The organism is Endozoicomonas sp. NE40, from assembly GCF_040549045.1.
In the GTDB taxonomy this organism is placed as follows: Bacteria; Pseudomonadota; Gammaproteobacteria; order Pseudomonadales; family Endozoicomonadaceae; genus Endozoicomonas_A; species Endozoicomonas_A lisbonensis.
Genome location: NZ_JBEWTB010000002.1, coordinates 2,448,433 through 2,474,184 on the forward strand (window position 1 = coordinate 2,448,433; position 25,752 = coordinate 2,474,184).

The window sequence follows — 25,752 nt, forward strand, 5'->3', positions numbered from 1 at the left end:
CTATCGTTCTTTAGGGTCAAGGGCATCCCGCAAACCATCGCCGATAAAATTGAAGCAGAACAGGGTGACCACCAGAAATGCCGTTGGAAAAATCAGTTGCCAGATGGCGACTTCAATAGACAGCGAGCCTTCATTCACTAATGCGCCCCAGCTGGTCATGGGCTCCTGAACACCGAGCCCCAGAAAACTGAGGAAAGACTCGAACAGAATCATACCCGGCACCAGCAACGAGGCGTAGACCACAACAATTCCCAACAGGTTAGGAATCAGATGACGAAACAGAATCTGTCTCGTATTGGCACCACTGATAATGGCAGCGTCAACAAACTCTCTGCGTTTCAGGCTAAGCGTCTGCCCCCTTACAATACGGGCCATATCCAGCCAGGAGACTGCACCAATAGCAATAAAAATAAGCAGTATGGAACGTCCAAAAAAGGTAACCAGTAGAATCACCAGAAACATGAAAGGAAAAGATTCAAGAATTTCTACGACACGCATCATCACCACATCAATTCGCCCGCCAAGATAACCGGCAATGGAGCCATAGACGGTACCGATAATCACCGCAACCAGCGCACCAAGGACTCCCACCATAAACGAAATTCGCCCGCCTTCCAGAGTACGGACAAACAGATCGCGCCCAAGGTGGTCTGTACCAAAGTAATGACCGGTTTCAATGGAAGGGGGACTGGTCATATTCGACCAGTCAATTTCGTCAAAAGTGTACTGACTGATTGATGAGCCAAACAGGACTAACAGCAAAATCACCATCAGCATGATCATGCTCAGGACAGCAGCACGGTTGCCTAGAAAACGACGGAGGGCGTCTTCCCAGAGGCTACGGCCAGCGACTTGACTCTGTTCCTCAAGAGTTTTAGAAAACTGTTCAACCGCTGTCTGGCTCTGGTTGCTCAATGGCGTGTTGATGGACGTCTTTTTAGCCATTAGTGTTTTATTCTGATTCTGGGATCAATCAGTCCGTAGAGTATATCGACCAGGGTCGTAAACAGGATGGTCAGCGCGCCAACGATAATAGTCAGACCCAGCACCAGCGAGTAGTCCCGGTTCAGCGCACCGTTCACAAAGTGTTGCCCTATGCCCGGTAAGCCAAACACGGTTTCAATCACCACTGAACCGGTGATAATGCCAACAAAGGCGGGTCCGAGGTATGACACAACCGGAAGCAGCGAAGGTTTTAGGGCGTGCCGTAATACGATGCGATGAGCCGGAAGCCCTTTTGCCCGTGCTGTCCTTATGAATGGGCTGTTCAGGGTTTCAATCATACTGGAGCGCATGATGCGTGCGACAGAAGCAATATAAACAATGGTGAGTGATGCCACGGGCAACACCATGTTCTGCCAGCTGCCATCATTCCAGCCGCCAGCGGGTAACCAGCCTAAAGTGACTGCAAACAGCAGCACCAGAATTGGCGCAATAACAAACGATGGTAGTACGACACCTGTCATTGAAAAACTCATCACCAGATAATCGACCAAGGTATTCTGCCGGATAGCTGCAACAGTACCCAGGCTGACGCCCACGGTGACCATAACGACAAAAGCCGTTAATCCGAGTTTGATGGACAGGGGCAGACTCTGGGCAACCAGTTCGTTGACCGAGTAATCCTGATATTTAAACGAAGGACCAAGGTCGCCCTTCAGCAGGTCGGACAGATAGTAGAAGTATTGCCGGTGCAGCGGTTCGTCGAGCTGGTATTTGGCCTCCAGGTTGGCAAGGATCTCCGGGGGCATATTAAAGTCCCCCGTAAACGGGCTGCCCGGCGCTGTCTGAATCAGAAAAAACGACAGCGTCACCAGTATTAACAGGGTGGGAATCGCCAGTGCCAGTCGTTTCAGAATGAATAGCAGCATCTACTCTCTCTGTTGGAAGTGTATTTAATGCTCTTTTATATACAAATCTTTTGTGTAAATGGTGCCTTCAACATTGTTGATTGGATAACCGCCAACGTAGGGTTTGACCAGCCTGCTGTTAACATACTGGTAAATAGGCGCAACCGGCATTTCTTCCGCAAGAATCTGCTCGGCCCGGGAGTAGAGGGCGTTGCGCTCTTTCTCAGTTTCTGCCCGTCGGGACTTTTTCATTAATTCATCGTATTGTTCGTTGCTGAAGCGGGCATCGTTCTGCCCATGACCGGTTGTATGCAGATCCAGCATGGTTGATGCTTCATTGTAGTCGCCCATCCAGCCACCTCTGGCAATTTCAAACCGGTTATTGCGTTTCATATCCAGAAAGGTTTTCCACTCCTTATTTTCCAGTTTTACGGTTACCCCCAGAGGTTTCCACATCTGGGCAATGGCTATCGCCAGTTTTTTGTGTGCCTCACTGGTGTTGTAAATAATAGTGACTTCCAGAGGCTTGTCGGGACCATACCCGGCTTCACGAATCAGCTGGGCGGCTTTCTGGTTGCGCTCTTGCTGGGTCAGTTTGCTGAAGCTTGTTTCCGGTGGTGTAAAACCATTAATGCTTTCCGGAGTAAACGCATAAGCAGGCTTTTGTCCCTGCCCGAGAATGTAGTCCGTTATGGCGGACCGGTTAATGGCATAAGACAGAGCTTTACGAACCCTGACATCGTTCAGGGGTGGCCTGGTGGTATTAAAACTGTAGTAATAGGTACCCAGCTCCGGAGAGGTTTTTACCTGCTCAGGGATGGTCTTCATCAGGTTTTTATAATGTTCCAGCGGTACGGTGTCGGTCATATCCAGTTCGCCGGTTTTGTAACGGTGCAGTTTGGCGGAGTCGGAAGCGACTGGCAGGAACGTGACCTGGTTAATGATGGTTTCTTTATCATTCCAGTACTGCCGGTTGCGCTTGAGTACAATCTTGCCGTTGACGACCCATTCATCCAGCCTGTAAGCGCCGTTAGACACCATTTTGCCGGGGCGGGTCCATTCGTCACCGTATTTTTCAATGGTGGCTCGATGGGTTGGAAAGGTCGTATGCTGTGCCAGCATCTTAATGAAGTAAGGAACCGGTTGCTCCAGCGTAATCTGGAAGGTTCTGTTATCCAGCGCTTTTACCCCCAGTGCTGACGCCGGTTTCTCACCACGAATAATGGCTGAGGCATTTATAACGGTGGTTTTTTCTATGTACCAGCTATAGCGGGAGCCTGTGGAGGGATCAACCGCCCGCTGGAAGCCATAGACAAAATCATGGGCTGTCACCGGAGAGCCATCAGACCATCGGGCGCTGTCACGAATCTTGAAGGTAAAGACCTTGTTGTCGTCGGAGACCAGCCAGCTTTCGGCCTGTCCGGGAACAATATTGCCATCGGCATCCTGATTAACCAGCCCTTCAAACAGGTCGCGGGTTATGTGGCCTCCGGGCGTCCCTTCAACCTTGTGCGGATCAAGGGAGGCGGGTTCTACACCGTTGTCTCTGACCAGCTCCTGCACGTTGGCGAGTTTAACGCCGGGCGGAACGACGGCAGCATTTGAGGCTGGAATCAGTAATACGGTCATAACGGCAACGGCCGCCATCATGGACAAGCACTTCATTATTATTGTGTTCCTCTCTACCTGTTTTTCTTTAGCTATGGTCATTTGTAATAGCGTTCAGGCAAGGCTGTAAAGCCCATCTAACTAGATGTCTGAAGATGGATCAAGTATCAGGTAATGCAAGTAAAAAAACAGTCACTGTAGAAATATCTCAGTCTGGGTTGTAGTTGCCCTGAGTTTTTCTCTGGCATCACCCGTTCATGTTATACCGATAGCGTCTGCTTATGCGGTCTGGCGCAGGGTTCTGTTTTACTGGTTACCTTTAATGTGCTTGATCAATGCGCAGAAACAGCTTTCGCGCACAGAGGGCGCTTCATTCACCAGTGGTGTGTGCGGGGTTGTCGGAGCCTTAACAAAAGCAAAAGGGCTGTGAAGCTGTAATGGTGGCCCTGAATAGGGGGAAGGTACAAAAGTGTCACCTTCTGATGGAGAGCTTGGAGTGATAACCCGAATAACCTCTGAATGGTAAGATCTTCTCTGGAATATATAGGTAACTGATTCCGGAAAAAACATCCGTTCTCCCAGCTGTATGTTTTCTACGGGTACAGGAATTGGGGTATTGTTTGGAAACAGTTCAATATATCCCATGTCAGAACCGGGTTCACTGGACAGGAACAGATTAGAGGTAAGTCTATCCTGAAAAGGATTTTGGATAACATAACCCATATAGTTGGAGAGCAGCTCTTCATGGGAAATATTGTTGGGCATAAAGACGTAGACACCTGTTCACGATGACCAAAATACCGACTCAGCGGAGAACCACTTGCCTGTCGTAGTCTTGTGTGCGGTTTACCGGTCAATAGAGCCGTATGGAACATTTTTCAGTTTAAACTGTCTTAATGCTTTGAGCAGAAAAAACTCTCTTTAGTTCAAAGGATTATGTTCATGGATAGAATGACGGGTCTTCCCTCCCTTCCCCAGATGAGTACTGAAGGCAAGCAGCAGGCGTCGGGTGGTGATGACGGTACTGAAACGGGATTGTTTGCTGGTTATCGCCTTCAGAAAAGCAGCCTGAAGCACGTTTGTGCTTATAGCCCAGAAGTTCAGGTAAAAGAAATAGCCGCTAAGAAAAAAAGAACCGTAGATGCCACACAACCTTCTGAAGGATTACCCGGCAATATGCTGCTCTGTCCGGTAAATAGCTCTCAAGGGGTTTATGATCGTCAACCCATAGCACCTGAAAGTAGCCCATTAGAAGCAAGTACGAAGAAGTCCGGTGGAGAAGATGAAAGAACACGCCTAAAGAATAGGTTGATTAACGAATACGCTAAAGCAAACCCGCTCTACGGTGAATATGTAATCGAAACGTTGAATTCACAAGTATCTTATAGTGCGATATCTGAAACAGAGACTTTGTCTGGATTGGAAACAGGGGCTGGAGTCATTACTGAAAGTAATTCTCCTTTGAGTCATTCCGAGCAAGCGTTAATGCCTGCTTACCTGACTCTACTTACTGGTCCTATTGAAGAGGCTGTTGGAGAACAATCAGGTACAGCTGGCAGTGAAAGTGAACAAGACACTTGTACAGTACCTTATATAAAATCAGAGTCAAAAAAAACGGCAATAAAAAAGAAAAGAACGACTTTAAAAACTAAAAAAAAATCAGTAACTAAGAAAGAGAAAAAAAACATCCAGTTAAAGATTGAAAAAAAATATGGAGAAGGGTTTCTGGAAGCAATACGCGATGCTTTAAGAAATGAATTTTATAATAAAGTTATGTTCGATAAATCCTACATCGAGAAACGTTTGGATGACTATGTAAAACAGTTTCCGGCAGTGTTTGAAGAGTTTAATCATGATTTTGGTAAAATTGCAGAACATCTTATTGAAGGTGATGATAACCAGGTTATAGGGAAAGACAATATATATGAAATGCGTAGACTGTTTATTAGTCACTATGAAAAAAAACGCGACAGATTTATTCGTGCCAATATAATGAGATTGAATCATCCTGAGAAATATACTTCAAGTGATGATTTTATTGAAGTGCAAATACCAAAGAGTAGTGCAAAGTCTGATTGGGAAACTAAAGTAGTGAAACTTCCACTGCCAGTAGATAAATTTGATCAGAAGACTTTGAGTAGTAACACTCCAGAAATAAGCAAATTAGAGAAAAAAAGGCTTAGAGCCAGATTAACTCAACAAGCAATAAGAAATAGAAAAAAAGAGCGTTTTATAAGAGAAGCAAGTACTTCTGAATTAAAATGTTCAAATAGAGAGAAACGTGACTCTGAACAATATTTGACTATTGATAATATATTGAAATGTTTAGATTACTATAGGGAAAAAGAACATGGCTACATTATTGATGAATATGCTGAAAGAGTAGAAATCCCTGCTTTAGCAGACATGATTTTCTATGGTTCCAGACAAATGAAAAAAAACGCAGAAGAAATTTTTAAAAGAGATGTCAGTGATGATGAACTGAAGAATATATCTGGATTAAGTAGAAAAGTACGTAACAGGCTTGCGGCAGCCTGGAGCAGAGCAAAAGAAAAAGCTTTGGCAGCTAATAGTACCCCCCAATCAAAATTGTTGTCTGGAAGTACAGAGCAGTACTTATCTGGCAAATCTTCGGATACTTGTCCTGAAGCCAGAGAGACTACCGAGGATTGGAAGACGTTAGAAGAAATGTTCGAGGACAACTTAACAAGAGATTTTGATATTGGTGATTTTTATATTGGCGATATTGACGATATTGAGATGGGTGACCCTGAAAATTTTGGTGATGACGATTTAATGCGAAACCTTGGGCTTAACTTACCGTAGTCGTCTGCTGTAGGCTCAGGGTTATTAAATCTCACAATGTTACTGTCCTTATGTATCATCTGGCCTGTCCTGAAAAATATCGAAGAGTAGATGATTAGCTGGTTCGATTATGTGCTTTCTTCAGTCAATTAGTGCAAGTAAAAAGGTAACTATGGAAAAATCTCTGTCTGGATTGTAGTAGTCTTGTGTTTTTTTACTGACTAGTCCGGTAGTTTGATGCGTCGCAATGATAAGTTCCTGACCATTAGTGAAGTGGCTGAGCGCACAGGCGTAGCCCCTTCAGCCCTGAGATTTTATGAGACCAGGCATTTGATCCGTTCTGTCCGGACGGCTGGCAACCAGCGGCGCTATCATCCGTCCATGCTGCGACAGATTTCAGTAATACAGATAGCACAGAAGCTTGGGGTGACATTAGAAGAAATTGCCCAGGCGTTTGCTGCCCTGCCGGATAACCGAACGCCAAACAAGAAAGACTGGGATATTCTGGCCCGGCGCTGGGGCAGGCAGCTTGATGAACGAATTGCCATCATGCAGCGTTTGCGTTCACAGCTCAATGGCTGCATGGGTTGCGGTTGCCTGTCTATGAAGCATTGTGAGCTGGTGAATCCGAACGACGCTGTGGCCTCACACGGTGCTGGTGCGCGTTATGTCATGGAAGCCCCGGAAGAACGGTTTGCTGAAATCAGTTCTGAGAATAAGAATTCCGACTTGACTTAAAGTGGGCTGAATTATTAGTTGTCTGAATGGGTAAGCCTGCAAGCCACACCGTAATGGAAAATTCATTGCCAGAGCCATCAGCAATAATCCAATGGCTCTGTTCGGTTTAATTAGTGGATGTAGCTGGTAATACCATTAATCAGCATCTGCACCGACAGCATGATCAGGATCATACCCATCAGACGTTCAATCGCAAATACGCCACGAGTACCCAGCAGCTTCATAATACGGTTTGAGAACACCAGAATGGCAGAGCTGACAAACCAGGCCAGCAGAACCGCTGCAATTAATTGAGTTTCCTGTCCCGGGTGCTGATTGCCCAGAAGAATCAGGGTGGCAAGAATGGACGGGCCTGCAATCAGAGGCGTGGCCATCGGCACGATGAAAGGCTCGCCATCCGGTGTGTCCCCCATAATGCCGCCCCCGCGCGCAGGAGGAAATATCATTTTCAAGGCAATCAAAAACAGGATCACGCCGCCTGCAATGCTGACCGCTTCCTGTTCAAGACTCAGCAGAGTCAGCATGTTGTCGCCGACAAACAGGAACACGAGCAGAATCAGCAGAGCGATAAGCAACTCACGAATCAGAACTCTTGTTCTTCGCTCCTCAGGCACGTGTTTTAAGACTGAGATAAAGATGGGCATATTGCCCAGTGGGTCCATGATCAGGAACAGCAGGACTGCAGTAGAGAGAATATCCATTTATAAACAACCATGATCAGTTATGAATCTTGGTCAGGCTTATATCATCGGAGTTTTAAAAATCCAAGATAGGGGATATGCAGGCAAGATGGCGATTCTGAATGTTAAATCGCCAAATTTTGCTGGTGTATCAATAAAGCCAGTCTTGCCTTTTTATCTTTAACGGAACCATGAATGATGTCGGCGCTGGTTTGAGCCTGACTTTCACGGGGCTTTTCAGTCTTCAGGCTGCTTTTGCTGATGTCCTGCGTTCCTGTTTGCTGATCCGCCACCATAAGGGCGCTCTGACTTATCTCGTTGACCGGGGCTGAGCTGGGAGTGATTGACTGGCTCATGACTACATCTCCAAAATCATCCTTGATTTCACAAGCATAGGGAGCCATTTAGAGAGTGTCTGTAAGACTATGGGCTAAATTTTAATAAAGAGAATATAAAATTATTTTTTAATTCATTTCAGCAATATACTCATCCTTCAGTTTTACGTAATTGACTGCACTGTAGGAAAAGAAGCTGATTTCCTGTTCGGTCAGCGGACGCACCATCCTGGCCGGGTTGCCTTTATAGAGGAAACCACTCTGCAGGCGTTTGCCCGGAGGCACCAGGCAGCCTGCTGCCACTATGACTTCTTCTTCAACCACTGCACCGTCCATTACAATAGAGCCAAGACCGATCAGGCACCGGTCATGAAGTGTGCATCCGTGCAGGGTAACGCTGTGACCCACGGTAACATCGCTGCCAATAGTCAGAGCATGGCCTTTTGGGTTGTAATGGCTGGCGTGAGTAATGTGCAGAACTGAACCATCCTGAATGCTGGTGCGTTCACCAATTCGAATGCTGTTCATATCTCCCCGAACAACGCTCATAGGCCATATCGAGCTGTCTTTGCCAATCACCACATCGCCAATGACTAATGCAGTCGGATCAATAAACACTCCTTTGCCGGTAACCGGCGTTTTCCCTTTGAAGGTTCTTATGGCAGGGTTCATGGCGCTTCTCGCTCTGGCACTGAAGATTAGAGTTCGGTTTTAAAACTATTCTAACAGGCTCTCTGTTTTTTAGTGGCTCAGGGACGTATAAACAGTCAGGAGTAAGAGAAAATTTGAATGGCCGATACACAGCATGCTTGAAATAGCGTTCTGATGTACCCATTGTGATAAATAAGAACAGATCAGAGAGCATTACACATGAGCAACCCGCTGCTTCAGTCTTCCGAACTGCCTCCTTTTTCAAAGATCAATCCTGAGCATGTGCAGCCAGCGGTTGAAACCATCATTAAAGAAAATGAGCAGGCAATAGAATCGTTGCTGGCAAACACGTCCAGCTTCAGCTGGCAGTCTTTACAGGAACCCATGGATGTTCTGGGTGATCGCCTTAACCAGGCATGGTCTCCGGTAGGACATATGAATGCAGTGGTGAACAGCGATGAGTTGCGTGATGCCTACAACGCCTGTCTGCCCATTCTTTCCGAATATTCTACACGCATTGGACAGAATCAGGCTTTGTATGAAGCCTATCGCCAAATTGCGGAAGCGGGTGATTTTACGCAGCTCGACAAAGCCCAGCAGAAAGTGGTCAATGACTATCTGAGAGATTTCAAACTGGCTGGCGTTGCCCTGCCTGAAGACAAAAAAGCTCGTTACGGCGACATCCAGAAAGAACTGTCTGAGCTGACCAGCAAGTTCTCCGACAATGTTCTGGACGCTACCATGGCGTGGTCAAAGCTGATTACCGATGAAGACGAATTAAAAGGGTTGCCGGAATCTGCACTGGCTGGCGCACGCCAACTGGCTGAGGCAAAAGGCCACGATCAGGGCTGGATGCTGAACCTCGACTTCCCAAGTTTCTTCCCGGTAATGACCTACTGCGATAACCGGGAACTGCGTGAAGAAGTTTACACCGCCTTCTGCACCCGGGCTTCTGACCAGGGACCCAACGCAGGAGAGTTTGATAACAGCGAAAACCTTAAAAATATCCTGAAGCTGCGCCATGAACTGGCTCAACTTCTGGACTTTGATAATTATGCAGAATACTCGCTGGCCACCAAAATGGCTGAATCACCAGACCAGGTGGTGGCTTTTCTGGAAGACTTGGCGGCACGCAGCAAACCTCAGGCGGAAAAAGAGCTGGCAGAGCTAAAAGCCTTTGCCAAAGATGAATACGGTGTTGAAGACCTGCAGGCGTGGGACATTGGTTACTACGGCGAAAAGCTGCGTCAGAACCGTTATGCCATTTCTCAGGAAGAGCTGCGCCCGTGGTTCCCGGCAGAGAAGAGCATTGATGGCATGTTTGCCGTGGTCGGGAAACTGTTTGACATCACCTTTGAAACGGCGACCGATGTGGATGTCTGGCACAAAGATGTGCGTTTCTACAACATTAAACGCGATGGTGTTGTGATTGGTCGTTTCTATCTTGATCTCTATGCCCGTGAGCACAAACGTGGCGGTGCCTGGATGGACGAGTGTCGTGTACGTCGCAGTGTTCCCGGACAGAAAAAAGTGCAGCTACCTGTTGCTTACCTGACCTGTAACTTTACGCCGCCTGTTGGCGATAAGCCTGCACTGCTGACCCACGACGAAGTGGTTACCCTGTTCCATGAATTTGGTCACGGCCTGCACCACATGCTGACGAAAGTGGATTACTCCCCGGTGTCTGGCATTAATGGCGTGGCATGGGATGCGGTCGAGCTGCCAAGCCAGTTTATGGAAAACTGGTGCTGGGAAGAAGAAGGTCTGGCACTGATTTCCGGGCATCACGAAACCGGTGAGCCGCTGCCCCGGGAAATGCTGGATAAACTGCTGGCCGCTAAAAACTTCCAGTCCGCCATGATGATGGCGCGTCAGCTGGAGTTCGCCCTGTTTGACTTTAAACTGCACAAAAATTACGCGGAAGGCAAAGCCGTTCAGGAGGTATTGAATGAAGTGCGACAACAGGTTTCTGTTGTGATCCCGCCTGCTTTCAATCGCTTCCAGCACAGCTTCAGTCATATTTTTGCTGGCGGTTATGCGGCAGGTTACTACAGCTACAAGTGGGCTGAGGTATTGTCGGCTGATGCGTTTTCCCGTTTTGAGGAAGAAGGCATTTTTAACCGTGAAACCGGTGAGTCTTTCCTGAATGAAATTCTGGAGAAAGGCGGCTCTGCTGAACCCATGGAACTGTTTGTAAACTTCCGTGGCCGTGAGCCTGAGATTGACGCTCTGTTGCGTCACAGCGGTATTGCCTGATCACCCTGATGCCGTTTCCATGCTTTGCATGGGGGCGGCATGCTGCATCTGTTTTTCCAGCTTGATACCTTTATTCTTTAATATCCTGAACGCTTGATTAAATGTCTTATCCTTTACAGATATCGGTAAACTAAGCGTTGGGTGTCTTTGTAGTGCAACTTCTGCCGCCCTTTCATCTGACAGGGATCTCCATGCATAAGAAAACAGCTGTTCATAAAGGGGAGCCAGAGACGGGATAACCGGTTGTTGAAACAGCTCTAATGCTTTGTAAACAGCAATACTGCTCAGGCTTAGTAGTAATCCGTGGTCATCAAAACCAAAATGCTCAAGGTATTGCAAAGCGATTCCGTGACCAGAAGGTTGCTGATGCTTCAGGTTTAAGCCCTCGACACTTTTCAACCTGAAAGGAGCTGGCGCCGTAGTGTTCGTTCTTTTAATAAGGTCTGCTATACGGGCAAAGTTAAAACCCTCTTTCTGGCACCACGTCTTAAGCTGTTGAAAATAATCTTCTTCTCCTTGTCCGGTACATTCTGTCAGGCTGGTTTTAAGTTGATGAGTTCTACCTATGTCTCTCCTGTCGTACTCTTGAACGTCAATACCAGATGTCCTTAAAAATCTGTAAACATCCTGAAAAGTCCAGCTCGCAGACTCCCTGCCCTGGCGATCACTGTTTTCAGAGGCTGCCAGAAAAGGTTTCCCTTTGTAATTGACAGGCAGCGGGAGGCCTGGAAGAAGTTTGTAGAGCTTTCTCCTGATCTCTCTCTGTTTGGGATCCTTTAAGTCGAGAGTATCGCCTGGCTTTAAGCCTGTTGCCATTTTTATGTAATGCTCAAGCATGTCTTCATAGGCTGTTGATGCCGGTTCCAGTGTTTTCAGGCACATTTTTAGCTTGTCCAGACTTGTATCGCTGTCTGACTGAAACAACCGCCTGAAAAGTTCAAAATGTGATGAACTCCACCTTTGGCCTGCTTTAAATACACCGTTTTGAGGCAATGGAAGAGCCTCTCTGTTTTTTGTTCCATTCCAGTCAAAAGCTGTCATTCTGGGGGTTGCGCTTAAAGAGACGGCATACATGGCAATTGCGGTAAAATATTCGTCCGAGCTGGGGTTCAGCTGTCGTAAAACCGGCAGGTTGAGAATTTCTCCGTCAGCCACTTTGGCTTTGAACAGGGCATAGCGGACGTTATCGGGCGTCCACTTAGTCTTGTCTCCGGTCCACTCAGGCATTGAGGGTAAGGCTGTTTCTCCTAGGGCGGTGACAACAGATGCCATGTTCCCTTTGGGATCCCTTTTATCCAGCAGTTCCAAAGCTGTTTCCCGGCTGCGGATCTGAGGTGCCACCAAACGATCATACTCATCAGGACACTGGCTCTTAAGAGTCTCCCAGTGACGCTCCTCGTATGAAGCCAGCAATTCATCTCCCTTTTTGAGAGGTTGCAAAGCCTGAACATAAACAGTACTAAGACGGGGAAAAGCAATCATCTTCACATTAGGCGGTGAAAAGATGTTGATCCCGTCATTGATAAAGGCTCCTCCGCCCTCTCCCCGGGCAGGTTTTTCAGGGGACTGAATAACCGTATGCTGATCCAGGCTAATCCTGTGTCTCCAGCTGTTACCGCCTTGCCGGTCGCTATCGCTGACTTCCATAACGTCGCCGCCATACCAGGTAATATAATCGCCCTTGTCAAAATTTCTGTTCGCAAAAAGCCCCTTGCTTGCACCGGGAATCCTGCTTGGCAGAACCTTCAGGCCACTGCCAATGGAGCAGAGGTCCCTTTTGTCTGGCAACTGTTTCTTTCGTTTAGGCAAATGAGTGTCGACCGGTGGAGCGCTTTGCCCGGATGAACTGACACGCTTGCGAAGGTTATATCCGGAACCAGAAGGTTGAGTATCAGTCTCCGTGATAGGTGGCTCCTCCCCCGGTGGAGCACTTTGCCCGGATGAACGGATACGCTTGCGAAGGTTATATCCGGAACCAGAAGGTTGAGTATCAGTCTCCGTGACAGGTGGCTCCTCCCCCGGTGGAGCACTTTGCCCGGATGAACGGATACGCTTGCGAAGGTTATATCCGGAACCAGAAGGTTGAGTATCAGTCTCCGAAACAGGTGGCTCATCCTCCGGTGGACTTTGTGGTTCTGTATTTATAATACCCTGCAGGCTGGTAAATGATTTCAGGGCATTAGCTAAACGTTTGGCATGTCGATGATGTTTCGCCCCTCCCAGGTTGTCCCTGAAGTCTTTCGTCGTTTCTAAAAGCTGATACAGGTTACTTATAAGCTGTGTTTCTTTTAACAGGTGGAGAAGCTTTTTGACATCGGATGGAAGGTTCAATGGGGTTTCTGGTAAGGCTTTTCCTGACAGCTGGTTACAAAAAAGAGTCAATGAGCTCAGCAGGCAGACAATAGCGTTAAATTCTTCAACAACTTTTGGCCTGCTCCAGACTGCAGAGGAATCTGAGTAAGAGGCTGTGATTTTCGACAATTTGCTGGTGGTAATGGAGGCCAGTTCCTGCCAACTGACCTGGGTACTCGCACTGATTTCTACAGCGCCTGTTTCCATAGGGTTTATGAGTGTTTTTGTGTCATCCCAGCATCGTAGCGCTTTCACCGGAACAGTCACCCTGACAGGGTAGTTGGATTCCTGAGTTGACGACTCCCTGAATGCGCCGGGATGATTAAAGCAGGCTCTGGTGCTGTCCAGCCTGATGTTGTCGAAAGAGTTTGACCTCATATAAGAAGGCAGCACCTCACTGGTTTCTGCTTTATCAGTCTGGTTTCTGGCTGTATTTGTGAAAGCCTGATGCGTGTTGTGGCAGATTTTTTTTATGAGACACAGCTCTTCTATCGCTTTATGACAATGCTTTTTTTTACTCCAGTACTGTTTTCTTTCTCTTTCATCGAGTGATTGCTTTTGCTTTTTTTCAAGCCATTCGCTGTATCTGTAAGCACCCTCAAGGATCAGGGAGACGCACTGTTCAAGGCCTTTTAATTTAGTATCGAAATCTGACGGAGGAAGGCGTTTTTTCAGCGCAACTGAAAGCTCTTCAAGTCCGTCCTCCAGCACATCCACCATTTTGCTGGTTTTTATCAGAACATTCTGAGTTGAGGGGTATATATCTTCTGGCAGGCCAAGGTCTTGCAGACAGGCACCCGGCACATCGATGGCTAACATCTTTGCTTCTGACTGTATATGGTTGCCAGAGTCTGGTTCATAGTGGTCGGCAGAAGGAGCGGTAACGGCAATGTTATAGCTCTCCATCGACTTTTCCGGCAGCACTTCGCAGGGCGCCGCTTCAGGTATATAAGTAGCAGGAGAGAATGGTCTGGTCACACTCTGGCGTTGACCACTGGTTTCAACGATTGGCTGCCCTGTGTTTTCTCTTAATGTTAATGATAATCCCAATCCATCCATAGTTGGTTTCTACCAGTTTTGTCACTGTTTATGTAGGACTCTTGCAGGCAAAGAAAGTTCCGACAAGCTCTCCGTTAGAAGGCTGCCCGATATGTTAGACTTTGTGGCGTAAAACCTTGCCTTCATGCCTTGCAAACTGAAGCTGGGAATCTGTCGGATGTCTGTAGTTGACCGCCCCTCCATTACCGGGTAAGGATTGCTGGATGAGCCTTATGGAATTTCAATCATGACAATAAAACGGTTTATAGCTGGTGCAGTTTGCCCTGCCTGTGGCGTTCAGGACTCTGTGCGTGTTTTCCGGAAAGAAGACCGCGACATCAGGGAATGTGTTGACTGCGGTTTTTCTGATGCAGTGCAGGAAATGCCCGCTCTGGTGGGAGAGCTTCCGGAAACCAGGGTCTCGAAAACCCGGCTTTTGAAAACCAGAGCCTCCCACGAAGGCGAAGGCAGGCATGACACTGTAAATGAAGACCAGAACGTTCAGGTGGTTCGTATACTGGACAGCTAGTGTCAGGCCGCGGAAGTAAACTTCAGGTCAATGCCCATCTGATGGGACATACAGTTCCATTTCGACCAGGTGTTAACCCACTCTTCCGGATCTCTCTGGTTGATAAACTGCTGGAATTTTTCAGGGCTGAAAATAGCCTGGGAACGCATCATATGCCGTACTGTCTGCGCCACTATTGAGTCCAGTTCATTGCCAAACTCTTCTCCCAGAATGGCGTGGATGATCAGGTTGGGCCAGGTCATATTCATGGGGATCAGAGTGCTGCCGGTTTTTGCCAGCCAGGTGTCATTGACTTCTTCAATCAACCGGTGGGCAAAGTAGGATTTTTCCAGCAGCTCATACATATCAATGTCTGATCGTGACTGAAGGACAGGAGCCATAAAGTTTTCATTGATGATATCCAGGAACGGATAGATGAAGCCTTCAATTCCCAGTTCTTCAGAGGCTTTTTCAAGCGTTCTCAGAAAGTCGGGAACATGGTCTATGTATTCAGCGACGAACTTCAGCAGAGTTTCGCATGCGTTCTCTTCAGGTAGTTCTATGGTGTGGTGCAGCTGGTCGAGCTGCTTTTCCACCAGTGAACTTAAATGCATGCTCTGTGCTTCGAGTTCTCTTGCGTGATCGATAAGATCGCTGATCGCCTGCACGTCCATTTGTGCCTCCATTGACAGTGGCTGGTACTGACTAATGATGATGAGGTTCCGGGGTTCCCTCTTGTAAAACGAGTTATTGAACAGGTGCGTTTTAAACACACGGCTCTGGATGTAAATCCAGACAAATGTTCATCGGGAACGAAACATAATTGACCATAGAGACAGATTCAGTACAAGCAATTTTAAATACCTCTTTTTCATAAAAAATATTACTTTTAGAATAAAAAAAGAAAATAAAAAAATGCCTTGATTTATAAGCTATTTCTTATTTTTAGAAGCTGTTGTGTAGTCAAAAAAATGACACACAACATAAGCTGATAATGACCATTGCTTCATTGCTTTTCACAAGACAGTCCGGGAAGATATTCTCTGGAAAAAATATGATGTGAATGAAAATAATTTTTTGTTGTTGTGACTTCACTCACAATTAGTTCCTGACGGCTTTTAATTGGCATGGTAATTTCCAGAAAAGATAAATGACGGAACTAAAACGCAATTGTCACAGAACTTAAAAACGTCTTTTGTCGTTTAATTTCAGTCTGGTTTTTACTATGAAAATGTATTTTCCCTCTTCTGGTTGCCAGGAGAAAAAGTGCAAGAATAATTTCCTTTTTTTTATCCATGTTGTTTAATGGAGTTCTGGGACTATACTCTTTGGATCATTATTGTCAGATCCTAGGGGTATTTATTGCAGGTTGTTCCTGCGATTTGGGTTTAGCAAGCCGGGGTACAGATTGACACCTGTTTTACCCGGGTACTCAGGCACTAATGTCTTGGTAGCTTATAAACAGCTAGCTAGGGTGTAGTTAATTTGCAGTGTCCAGGTAGTGTGACTTTGTCTTCTAATGTGAAGGCGTTTTGAATGGTCGCTCTTGCATAGAAATTTACCCTTTACCACGGTTTAGAGTTCCGCTGGTTGGTGTGTGGGGAAAGCGTTTTTCAGGCAAGATGCTGTAATGACCAGGGTAGGTCGATAAGGACAATAACAGAATCAGTTAATGACGTTTGTTGACTGATTCACACCTCTGAATGCAGGGCTCTGGGTCTGCTCAATAATAATAAGAAGTTTCCGCCTCGACTCTCTGAGACCGGGTGCGGATCGTCAGGGGATGTAAGGGAATGATGCAGCACATGCGAGCACTTTTTCTTCTTGCTGCCGGCTTACTTGGCAGCTTGTTGCCCGTGCGCCTTATGGCGGACTGGCAGGTCAACATGACTGAGGGGGTGACGGCTATCAGCCGTTCCATCTACGGTCTTCACATGACTATTTTCATCATTTGCGTCGTTATTGGCGTACTGGTGTTTGGTGTCATGTTTTATTCAATCATCATGCACCGGAAGTCCCGTGGCGTTGAACCACAGCATTTTCACGAAAGCACGCTGGTTGAGATTGCCTGGACCACGATTCCATTCCTTATTCTGGTTTTAATGGCTATTCCTGCCACCAGAACCCTCATAGATATTTACAACACGGATGAAGCCGAAGTGGATATTAAAATCACTGGCTACCAGTGGAAGTGGCAGTATGAATATCTGGGGGAAGGGGTTTCGTTCTTCAGTAATCTGGCGACACCTAAAGAACAGATTTACAACGTCCGCAACAAACAAACTAACTACCTGCTGGAAGTGGATGAGCCACTGGTATTGCCCGTTGGCCAGAAGGTTCGTTTTCTTGTCACCGCCGCAGACGTTATTCATTCCTGGTGGGTGCCGGCTTTTGCCGTTAAACGCGATGCCATTCCCGGGTTTATTAACGAAGCCTGGACCAAAATTGAAAGACCCGGCATTTACCGCGGGCAATGCGCGGAACTGTGCGGCAAGGATCACGGCTTTATGCCGATTGTAGTGGATGCCAGAACACCTGAAGATTTTGAAGTCTGGTTGTCGGAGAAAAAACAGGAAGCAGAACGCATTAAAAAGCTGACTGAAGAAGACTGGGACATGGATAAGTTGATGAAGCTGGGTAAAACCACTTACGAAAAAATCTGTGCAGCCTGTCATCAGGTGGGTGGAGAGGGAATGCCTCCAGTGTTCCCGGCATTAAAAGGCGCGGATATGACGGTTAAGGCTGACGGACTTAAAGACCACGTTGATATCGTGATGAATGGCAAAAAAGGGTCAGCTATGCAGGCATTCGCCAACCAGCTGAATGAAGCCGAGCTGGCCGCCGTTATTACTTATGAGCGAAACGCCTGGGGTAATAACACGGGGCAACTTGTCACTCCGAAACAGATTCTTGACTACAAGAAGACAGGAGAACTGAAGCCAGACGACAGCGCCAAACCAGCAGCAAACCAGCAGCAAGCTGCTCTTGAAAAGCAAGCATCGCTGTGAGGACGCCATTATGACCGAACATACACTTGCACATCACGACGATCACCATCACGGTCCGGCAAAAGGCTTAATGCGCTGGGTGCTGACCACCAACCACAAAGACATTGGTACGATGTATCTGTGGTTCAGCTTCATCATGTTTCTGACGGGTGGTGCCATGGCAATGGTTATCCGGGCGGAACTGTTTCAGCCCGGGTTACAGATTGTAGAGCCGGCATTTTTTAACCAGATGACCACCATGCATGGCCTCATCATGGTCTTTGGTGCGGTTATGCCTGCTTTTGTCGGGCTGGCTAACTGGATGATTCCGATGATGATTGGTGCGCCTGATATGGCATTGCCAAGAATGAATAACTGGAGTTTCTGGATTCTGCCGTTTGCTGCCCTGATGCTGGTCAGCACTCTGTTTATGGAAGGTGGCGGCCCTAACTTTGGCTGGACCTTCTATGCGCCGCTGTCCACTCATTATTCTCCGCCTTCAACAACCTTCTTTGTTTTTGCCATTCACATGCTGGGTATCTCATCGATTATGGGAGCGATCAACATTATCGCCACCATTCTCAACCTGCGGGCTCCCGGCATGACCATGATGAAAATGCCTCTGTTTGTCTGGACCTGGCTGATCACTGCCTATCTTCTGATAGCAGTGATGCCGGTGCTGGCGGGTGCGGTGACCATGGTTTTGATGGACATTCACTTTGGCACCAGCTTCTTTAACGCTGGCGGTGGCGGTGACCCTGTACTGTTTCAGCATATCTTCTGGTTCTTCGGGCATCCGGAAGTGTACATCATGATACTGCCTTCTTTTGGTATCGCGTCTGCGATCATTCCTACCTTTGCCCGAAAACCACTGTTTGGTTACACGTCAATGGTCTATGCCACCAGTAGCATTGCATTCCTGTCGTTTATTGTGTGGGCGCATCACATGTTCACAGTAGGGATTCCGCTGGTGGGTGAGCTGTTCTTTATGTATGCCACCATGCTGATTGCTGTGCCAACGGGTGTGAAGGTCTTCAACTGGGTGACCACCATGTTCCGTGGAGCCATGACCTTTGAAACACCCATGCTGTTTGCCATTGCCTTTGTGGTGTTGTTCACCATCGGCGGTTTCTCCGGGCTTATGCTGGCAATTGCACCGGCGGATTTCCAGTACCACGACACTTACTTTGTGGTGGCACATTTCCATTACGTTCTGGTACCGGGCGCTATCTTTGCCATCTTTGCCGCTGCGTATTACTGGTTACCCAAGTGGACGGGTCACATGTACGACGAAACGCTGGGGAAAACTCACTTCTGGCTGTCGTTTATAGGCATGAACCTGACGTTTTTCCCAATGCATTTTGTTGGTCTGGCGGGCATGCCCAGACGTATTCCGGATTACGCCCTGCAATTTGCCGACTTTAACCAGATTGCCAGTATCGGTGGCTTTCTGTTTGGAGCCACACAACTGTTGTTCCTGTTCATTGTGATCAAGTGCATTCGCGGTGGTAAGAAAGCGGAAGCACAGGTCTGGGAAAGCGCTGAAGGGTTGGAGTGGAGTGTACCCTCCCCGGCTCCCTACCACACCTTTACGACACCTCCTGATGTGAAGTAAGGCAAGGGTTGCGGTATGACAGAGAAGGATAAAGCGAAAGAAGAAAAAGTCGTCGATCTGTCAAAGCGAACCATGCTGCGTACCGGGCTGGTTGCGGGTGGTATGTTTGGTTTTGGCTTCGCCCTGGTTCCGATTTACGACGTTTTCTGCAAAGTCACGGGTTTGAACGGCAAGACGGACCCGAACCCCTATACCGGCAAAGCGGTGATGGATACCAGCCGCACGATCAAAGTGCAGTTTGTGGCAACAAAAAATGCAGGGATGAGCTGGGATTTTCATCCGGATATTTCTGAAGTCGAAGTGCATCCGGGCCAGGTAGGAGAACTCAGCTTTTACGCTCGTAACCCGACCAGTGAACGAATGATCGGCCAGGCAATACCCAGTGTAACGCCGTTTCAGGCCACTAATTATCTGCACAAGGTGGAATGTTTCTGCTTTACCACCCAGACCCTTGATGCAGGTGAAGAAAAAGTCATGCCGCTGAGAATTATTGTGGATCAGGAATTACCCCGGCATATCACCAAACTAACCCTGTCGTATACTCTGTTTGATGTGACGACCATGGGGGAAAGGACGCAGAAGTCTTGAGGAGAGTTTAATGGCTGACGAAGGTAGCTATTACGTTCCGGCACAGAGCAAGTGGCCAATCATAGCCTCTGTCGGCATGTTTATGACGCTTGCGGGTGCAGGCATGATGATGAACGATATGTCTGCCGGTGTGAAAGATTCTTATGCACACTACGTGTTGTTTGGTGGTGCGCTGATTATGGCTTATATGCTGTTTGGCTGGTTTGGCAACGTGATCAGTGAGTCCCACGCCGGTCTCTACAGCCCGCAGATGGACCGGAGTTTTCGCTGGGGGATGAGCTGGTTTATTTTCTCGGAAATCATGTTCTTCTTCGCCTTTTTCGGTACGTTATTTTACATTCGAATGTATGCAATCCCCTGGCTGGGCGGTGAAGGGCATGGGGAAATGACAAACCAGCTGTTATGGCCGGAATTTACCGCCGAATGGCCTCTGATGAAAACACCGGATAATGAAACCTTTCCCGGACCTGCCGCGATTATAGATCCTTTTCACCTTCCACTACTGAACACGCTGCTGCTGGTGACTTCCAGTATCACTCTGACCATTGCCCATCACGCCTTGCGTAAAGATGAGCGTACCAAAGTTAAAGTCTGGCTGGTGGCTACCCTGATACTGGGTTTTGCGTTTCTGTTCTTTCAGGCGGAAGAGTACATTCAGGCATACAACGAGCTGGGGTTAACCCTGAATGCGGGTATTTATGGTTCCACCTTCTTTATTCTGACGGGATTCCATGGAGCGCATGTAACCCTTGGGGCGCTGATGCTGACTGTTATGTTTTTCAGAATTCTCAAAGGTCACTTTGAGCCTGAAAAGCACTTTGCCTTTGAGGCAGCCAGCTGGTACTGGCATTTTGTGGATGTCGTCTGGATCGGGCTGTTTATCTTTGTCTATCTGATATGATAAATGCAACTATCGGTATAACCAGGGGGCATTGCTGTGAATATCACCGTGCAGCCATGCCAGCACAATGATCAGCATGATCAGAACCGTCAGGGTGATACGTGCCGTCAGGGAGTTAACGAGTTTGGCTGACCCGCTTCGGTCGGTGATTAGGTAGTAAAGTCCCCGACCCAGGCAGACGAGCACGGCGAAGAAAAGAATAAGAATAATAATTTTTAACCACATACCAGACTTCCATTGCTTAAATTAGAGCTGAACGAGCGCTTGCACGAAAGCTTAAAGAGCCTCGTAAGAGGCTAAGAAAAAAGCATAACAGTGGAACTGGATTGAGCACCAGATGTTGAAGTATAGAATCAAGTTGTCGCTGTTGGTGATGCTGTTGCTGCCCTTGCTGATATCCCTTGGGCTGTGGCAGCTTTCCCGCTATGAGCAAAAGCTGGAACTTGAACAGATGCTGGCAGAGCGTCTGGTTATGTCCCCCCTGCTTTACTCTGAGGTAAAACGCTTTCCTGACCCCATGTATCTCCCGGTTAAAATTCAGGGGCGGTTTGACGCCTCCCGTTATTTTTTACGTGACAATCAGGTCTATGCCGGACTGGCAGGGTATGAGCTGATTATGCCCTTTACGACAACTGACGGGCATTCCCTGCTGGTTAACCGGGGCTGGCTGAACAGTGAATCCAGAGAAATCTTGCCTGATGTTAAAACGCCTGAAACTGTGGTTGAGCTGACGGGTACGCTTTATCGCCCCTTAGGTAAAGCCTTCACCCTGGGCGAAGATATCTGGGCCGGGTCCTGGCCCAAGCGCATCCAGGCGCTGGACTTCAAAAAAATGAAAACAGCACTAAACCTTGAAATCCCATCTATGCTGCTGGTTCTCGCTGACCAGCAACCGGGGGCTTTACAGGTTCGCCCGATCACGATGAAAACAACATCCGGCAAGCACCTTGGCTACTCATTTCAGTGGTTCACCATGGCGCTGGTGCTACTCGGACTTTATCTCTGGCAAATGATTAAATTCAGGAAACATCAGCATGCAGGAAGCCACACATAGCCGAAAAGGCACAAGTAACAAAAAAAAGCCGAACAGCCAGCCTGGCCGAGCGAAAGGTCGGTTGCAGATGCTACTGATTTTCGCAATTCCCGCCCTAGCCATATGTCTTTCCTACCTGATGTACTTCACCGGTGTATTCGTTCCTGAAGGTAAAACCAATAAAGGTCAGCTGATTCTGCCACCCAAATCGCTTTCACAACTGAACCTGACACAGGGCGATCAGACATTTTCTGAAGCAAACCTTGAGGGACGCTGGGCAATTTTAGTGCTGGGGAGTAAAGACTGTTCGTCTGAATCCTGTAAGGAGGCTATGTACCAGACCCGGCAGGCACACATTGCACTTGGCAAGGAAACAGACAGGGTTGTGAGAACGTTTATTGCAGATGAAGAGCTGTCTTTGAGTCAGAGCTTTCAGCAGGAACATCCCGATATTTTCTGGCTTAAAGCCAATAAAGCTGGTTTGCTGAAGGAGCTTGATCTCAGGGAGTGGCCAACAGGGCGTTATTTTATTGTGGACCCTCTTGGCAATGTCATGATGGGGTATGAGTCAGCGCAGTATGGGGGGGATCTGCTTAAGGACTTAAAGCGGTTACTGAAAGCCTCGAAAATCGGCTAGCACTCTTCATAGTAAGAGTCATAGCAAGAGTCATCGTAAGAATAACGACAGTAGCAGGATAAAAGGGTCAGATATGGGAACGGTTAAAAAGAAAGGCTTTTATCTGGCATTGTTTGCCACCACTCTGGCAATGGTTGTAGTGGTACTGGGGGCTTATACACGGCTGGTTCATGCGGGGCTGGGCTGCCCTGACTGGCCTGGCTGCTATGGACAGCTAACCGTTCCTGAAACCGCCAGGGAAATAGCCGTAGCAGAAGCTTTATTCCCCGATTCTCCTGTAGAGGTTGAAAAAGGTTGGGCGGAAATGATTCACCGCTACGTAGCCGGTCTGTTGCTTCTGGTGGTGTTAAGTATTGCACTGATTTCGTGGAAACACCGGAAAGAGCCGGGGCATCCAGTTATTCTCCCTTTCTTTATCCTCGGGCTTATTATTCTGCAAGCCGCTTTTGGCATGTGGACGGTAACGCTGAAGCTGTGGCCTCAGGTAGTGACGTTGCACCTGCTGGGAGGCTTCGCCACCTTCAGTCTGTTGTTCCTTCTGACGCTTCGGCTGTCTGGCATGGGCTGGAAAAAACTGCCTCCAGACGTTGTTGAAGGTTTAAAAGGTTTGGGCATGGCTGGTTTGCTGGTGGTGATTGTGCAAATCACTCTGGGTGGCTGGATCAGCTCAAACTATGCAGCGCTCGCCTGCCCTGATCTGCCAATGTGTCAGGGACAGTGGCTGCCACCCACTGACTTTGCCGAAGGATTTGATATTACTCAGGAGATTGGCCCGAACTACCTGGGAGGGCAGATGGACTCTGCTGCCCGAACCGCTATTCACCTGACTCATCGAATGGGTGCTTTAATAACAGTGCTGGTGTTATTGCTGCTATCAGTCAGAGTGTTCCGACACAGTGGACAACTGCCTTACAATTCACGCTCCGGTCTGAAAAAAATAGCAGCCAGCGTGGTGTTTATTCTGACGGTTCAGGTGCTTCTGGGGCTCAGCAATATTGTCTGGCATCTGCCACTGCCGGTTGCTGTTGCACATAATTTATTTGGGGCTTTGCTGCTGCTGTCTCTGGTGGCTTTAAATTATCGATTGCGTGTTTCAGGGGATGAATGAGGATGCGTGTTATGAACAAGGTAACGTACAGCGAACCAGTCCACTGGAAGGACTATCTGGAGTTAACCAAGCCCAAAGTCGTTGCGCTGATAATGCTGACGGTGGTGATAGGCATGTGTCTGGCAACGCCCGGTATCGTGCCTCTGGATATATTGTTCTTTGGTAATATCGGCATCGCTTTGTCTGCGGCTTCAGCAGCAGTGATCAACCATGTGGTTGACCGGCGCATTGATAACATCATGGCCCGCACTCACAAGCGGCCAGTAGCCGAAGGACGAATTGCCCCCGGACAGGCGATCACCTTTGCCTTTGTACTGGGCGTAACGGGTATGGCTATGCTGGTCTGGCTGGTAAACCCTCTGACAGCCTGGCTGACTCTGGCGTCTCTGATCGGTTATGCCGTCGTTTACACATCGTTCCTGAAGCGTGCGACGCCACAAAATATTGTGATTGGCGGGCTGGCCGGAGCCGCCCCTCCTCTGCTGGGCTGGACATCGGTGACAGGACAGTTTGATGGTAACGCCCTGCTGCTGGTGCTGATCATCTTTGCCTGGACACCGCCGCACTTCTGGGCTCTGGCTATTCACCGTAAAAAGGAATATGCCAGGGCTGACATTCCCATGCTGCCAGTCACCCATGGAGAGGCGTATACCAAACTTCACATTGTGCTTTATACGGTGATCATGATTCTGGTCAGTGTACTGCCATTTCTGACCGGAATGAGTGGTTTACTTTATCTGGCAGGTGCTTTGGGGCTGGGAGGTCGTTTCCTGTACTGGTCAATTGCCCTGATGCGTGACAGCCGACCTCATGCTGCCATTAAAACGTTCAAATACTCCATCACGTATCTGATGCTGCTGTTTGTATTTTTACTGGCAGACCATTACACGGCTTTTTAAGAGTTCATTTTTTAAGTACCCAGCTACGCTGACTGCATTGTTACCCGTACTAACAAAAAATGAATGTTCAGTCATTTAAGTGGTCTGAATAGGCACAATAAGCTTAAGGGGTACTTACACCCTGTTATTAAATATTTTCAGGGAGCATCGCTGTGGATATACGGCCCAACTTAACTGAACTTGCATTGCCAGATAAAATTTTCGAGTCAGATGATGATGATGAGGGGAGACCCTCGGATACTGGTTCATTCATGGGTATTAAGGTTGAGAGTCGACCCGTGGAAAAAAACTTTATTTCACTGGTTACAAATGACCAACCACTACCTATGGAGAATTTCTTAGGGAAACTCCCGGCTGTTAATTTCGAACTGCCCACAGCTATGGGCATAGATGATGGCTTTGAAGTAGAGCCAGCTTCCTGGGTATCTGATCACACTTACGGTAAGAAACTCCCTGATAACGGTGAGGGGATTTCAGGAGGCACAGGTTTGCCCTTCAAAAACGAACAGTTAAATCAGCCGCCACAGACGTCTTCTATGGTAATTAAGAAGGAGCCTGAATACATTGCGCTGTCAGGCTGCGGACAATCAGCTTTCCCCTCTGGTTTTGCAGTAAGTTCTAAGTTGGCAGCGATTGTTCCTGAACGTGCAAAGCGTTTTCGTTCTTCTGATATGACACCAGAGGATTGCTGCCGCAGAAGGGAAGAACGTAAGCGTAAGAACAGGGAGTCGGCACAGAATTCCAGAGATAAAAGGAAAGCAAAGGAGAAAAACGATGCTTATACCATAGAGTGTCTTAGTGTTGAAAATGCTATTTTAAAAGCCAGGATTGATGAAGCTGGAAAATTATATTTCGGACACATTGACGGGTTTAAAAAAAAGCTTGAAGAATACGATACAAGTTTAGATTACCTTAAACGTTCTTTACAAGAAAGTCATGAGCAAACGGATGATCTTAAGCGTACCCTGCTCGAACTTGAAGACGTCATTGGTGGGCTGAGAGATAAACTCCAAAATCGTGATAATACGATAGCCGAGCTCAAAGAACTTCTCCGGAAACATGATATAGAACCCCATCGGTCTGAAGAAAATGCCGACTCAAATGCCCCGTAAGCCCTGAAGCCTGAAACTACCATTGTAAAGCTCCTGTTCGTGCTCATTTCG

At 47.7% G+C, this 25,752-nt stretch carries 23 protein-coding genes; 13 read left to right on the forward strand and 10 right to left on the reverse strand.

Annotated elements, in window-relative coordinates; translation table 11 throughout:
* The 4 genes from oppC to V5J35_RS12145 form a co-directional block, all read right to left on the reverse strand.
* Entirely contained in the window at positions 1-945 is a 945-nt protein-coding gene (oppC, locus tag V5J35_RS12130) for an oligopeptide ABC transporter permease OppC (protein ID WP_354007384.1), read from the reverse strand.
* Positions 945-1,871, reverse strand: a complete 927-nt coding sequence (gene oppB / locus V5J35_RS12135; RefSeq protein WP_354007385.1) for an oligopeptide ABC transporter permease OppB — start codon at positions 1,869-1,871, stop codon at positions 945-947. Before oppB ends, oppC begins: the two co-directional genes overlap by 1 nt.
* Before the next feature lie 24 nt (positions 1,872-1,895).
* Positions 1,896-3,515, reverse strand: a complete 1,620-nt coding sequence (locus V5J35_RS12140) for a peptide ABC transporter substrate-binding protein (protein WP_354007386.1) — start codon at positions 3,513-3,515, stop codon at positions 1,896-1,898.
* 249 nt (positions 3,516-3,764) lie between these two features.
* Positions 3,765-4,223, reverse strand: a complete 459-nt coding sequence (locus V5J35_RS12145) for a hypothetical protein (protein ID WP_354007387.1) — start codon at positions 4,221-4,223, stop codon at positions 3,765-3,767.
* A 177-nt stretch (positions 4,224-4,400) separates the two neighbouring features.
* Between V5J35_RS12145 and V5J35_RS12150 the strand changes: the two genes are divergently transcribed.
* Both V5J35_RS12150 and soxR read left to right on the forward strand, forming a co-directional pair.
* Positions 4,401-6,284: a hypothetical protein gene (locus tag V5J35_RS12150; RefSeq protein WP_354007388.1), complete on the forward strand. Its 1,884-nt coding sequence runs from the start codon at positions 4,401-4,403 to the stop codon at positions 6,282-6,284.
* A gap of 216 nt (positions 6,285-6,500) precedes the next feature.
* Complete coding sequence (soxR, locus tag V5J35_RS12155; RefSeq protein ID WP_354007389.1) at positions 6,501-7,001, forward strand: redox-sensitive transcriptional activator SoxR; 501 nt, start codon at positions 6,501-6,503, stop codon at positions 6,999-7,001.
* 110 nt (positions 7,002-7,111) lie between these two features.
* Here soxR and V5J35_RS12160 read toward each other — a convergent pair whose 3' ends face one another.
* From V5J35_RS12160 to V5J35_RS12170, 3 genes are all read right to left on the reverse strand, one after another.
* Entirely contained in the window at positions 7,112-7,702 is a 591-nt protein-coding gene (locus tag V5J35_RS12160) for a YhgN family NAAT transporter (RefSeq protein WP_354007390.1), read from the reverse strand.
* A gap of 104 nt (positions 7,703-7,806) precedes the next feature.
* Positions 7,807-8,085: a hypothetical protein gene (locus V5J35_RS12165; RefSeq protein WP_354007391.1), complete on the reverse strand. Its 279-nt coding sequence runs from the start codon at positions 8,083-8,085 to the stop codon at positions 7,807-7,809.
* A gap of 60 nt (positions 8,086-8,145) precedes the next feature.
* On the reverse strand, positions 8,146-8,688 hold the full coding sequence (locus V5J35_RS12170; RefSeq protein ID WP_354007392.1) for a gamma carbonic anhydrase family protein: 543 nt from the start codon (positions 8,686-8,688) through the stop codon (positions 8,146-8,148).
* Positions 8,689-8,886: 198 nt separating this feature from the next.
* Between V5J35_RS12170 and prlC the strand changes: the two genes are divergently transcribed.
* Positions 8,887-10,923 carry an oligopeptidase A gene (prlC, locus tag V5J35_RS12175; protein ID WP_354007393.1) on the forward strand — a complete coding sequence of 679 codons (2,037 nt, stop codon included), beginning with the start codon at positions 8,887-8,889 and terminating at the stop codon, positions 10,921-10,923.
* On the opposite strand, the gene V5J35_RS12180 is transcribed toward prlC, so the two are convergent.
* Positions 10,924-14,334 carry a hypothetical protein gene (locus tag V5J35_RS12180; RefSeq protein WP_354007394.1) on the reverse strand — a complete coding sequence of 1,137 codons (3,411 nt, stop codon included), beginning with the start codon at positions 14,332-14,334 and terminating at the stop codon, positions 10,924-10,926. It abuts the gene before it with no gap.
* A 226-nt stretch (positions 14,335-14,560) separates the two neighbouring features.
* Here V5J35_RS12180 and V5J35_RS12185 point away from each other — a divergent pair, with 226 nt between their 5' ends.
* Positions 14,561-14,842, forward strand: coding sequence for a YheV family putative zinc ribbon protein (locus V5J35_RS12185; protein WP_354007395.1), 282 nt, complete (start codon positions 14,561-14,563; stop codon positions 14,840-14,842).
* Positions 14,843-14,844: 2 nt separating this feature from the next.
* Here V5J35_RS12185 and V5J35_RS12190 read toward each other — a convergent pair whose 3' ends face one another.
* A complete protein-coding gene (locus V5J35_RS12190) occupies positions 14,845-15,495 on the reverse strand; it encodes a hypothetical protein (RefSeq protein ID WP_354007396.1) in 651 nt (216 codons plus the stop codon).
* 1,131 nt (positions 15,496-16,626) lie between these two features.
* Here V5J35_RS12190 and coxB point away from each other — a divergent pair.
* Genes coxB through V5J35_RS12210 form a run of 4 tightly spaced genes read left to right on the forward strand, consistent with a single transcriptional unit; the run spans position 16,627 to position 20,912 of the window.
* Positions 16,627-17,829, forward strand: coding sequence for a cytochrome c oxidase subunit II (gene coxB, locus V5J35_RS12195; protein ID WP_354007397.1), 1,203 nt, complete (start codon positions 16,627-16,629; stop codon positions 17,827-17,829).
* A gap of 10 nt (positions 17,830-17,839) precedes the next feature.
* Positions 17,840-19,423: a cytochrome c oxidase subunit I gene (gene ctaD / locus V5J35_RS12200; protein ID WP_354007398.1), complete on the forward strand. Its 1,584-nt coding sequence runs from the start codon at positions 17,840-17,842 to the stop codon at positions 19,421-19,423.
* Between the two features lie 15 nt (positions 19,424-19,438).
* Positions 19,439-20,011 carry a cytochrome c oxidase assembly protein gene (locus V5J35_RS12205; RefSeq protein ID WP_354007399.1) on the forward strand — a complete coding sequence of 191 codons (573 nt, stop codon included), beginning with the start codon at positions 19,439-19,441 and terminating at the stop codon, positions 20,009-20,011.
* Between the two features lie 10 nt (positions 20,012-20,021).
* On the forward strand, positions 20,022-20,912 hold the full coding sequence (locus tag V5J35_RS12210) for a cytochrome c oxidase subunit 3 (protein WP_354007400.1): 891 nt from the start codon (positions 20,022-20,024) through the stop codon (positions 20,910-20,912).
* 9 nt (positions 20,913-20,921) lie between these two features.
* On the opposite strand, the gene V5J35_RS12215 is transcribed toward V5J35_RS12210, so the two are convergent.
* Positions 20,922-21,137 (reverse strand): DUF2909 domain-containing protein, encoded by a 216-nt coding sequence (locus V5J35_RS12215; RefSeq protein ID WP_354007401.1) that lies wholly within the window; start codon positions 21,135-21,137, stop codon positions 20,922-20,924.
* Between the two features lie 112 nt (positions 21,138-21,249).
* On the opposite strand from V5J35_RS12215, the gene V5J35_RS12220 reads away from it, so the two are divergent.
* From V5J35_RS12220 to V5J35_RS12240, 5 genes are all read left to right on the forward strand, one after another.
* Positions 21,250-21,966, forward strand: coding sequence for an SURF1 family protein (locus V5J35_RS12220; protein ID WP_354007402.1), 717 nt, complete (start codon positions 21,250-21,252; stop codon positions 21,964-21,966).
* A gap of 67 nt (positions 21,967-22,033) precedes the next feature.
* Complete coding sequence (locus tag V5J35_RS12225) at positions 22,034-22,582, forward strand: hypothetical protein (RefSeq protein ID WP_354007403.1); 549 nt, start codon at positions 22,034-22,036, stop codon at positions 22,580-22,582.
* 73 nt (positions 22,583-22,655) lie between these two features.
* On the forward strand, positions 22,656-23,690 hold the full coding sequence (locus V5J35_RS12230; RefSeq protein ID WP_354007404.1) for a COX15/CtaA family protein: 1,035 nt from the start codon (positions 22,656-22,658) through the stop codon (positions 23,688-23,690).
* 11 nt (positions 23,691-23,701) lie between these two features.
* Positions 23,702-24,589, forward strand: coding sequence for a heme o synthase (cyoE, locus tag V5J35_RS12235; protein ID WP_354007405.1), 888 nt, complete (start codon positions 23,702-23,704; stop codon positions 24,587-24,589).
* A 152-nt stretch (positions 24,590-24,741) separates the two neighbouring features.
* The gene (locus V5J35_RS12240; RefSeq protein ID WP_354007406.1) at positions 24,742-25,701 is read left to right on the forward strand and encodes a hypothetical protein; all 960 of its coding nucleotides are present in this window, start codon (positions 24,742-24,744) and stop codon (positions 25,699-25,701) included.
* The last annotated feature ends 51 nt before the right edge of the window (positions 25,702-25,752 follow it).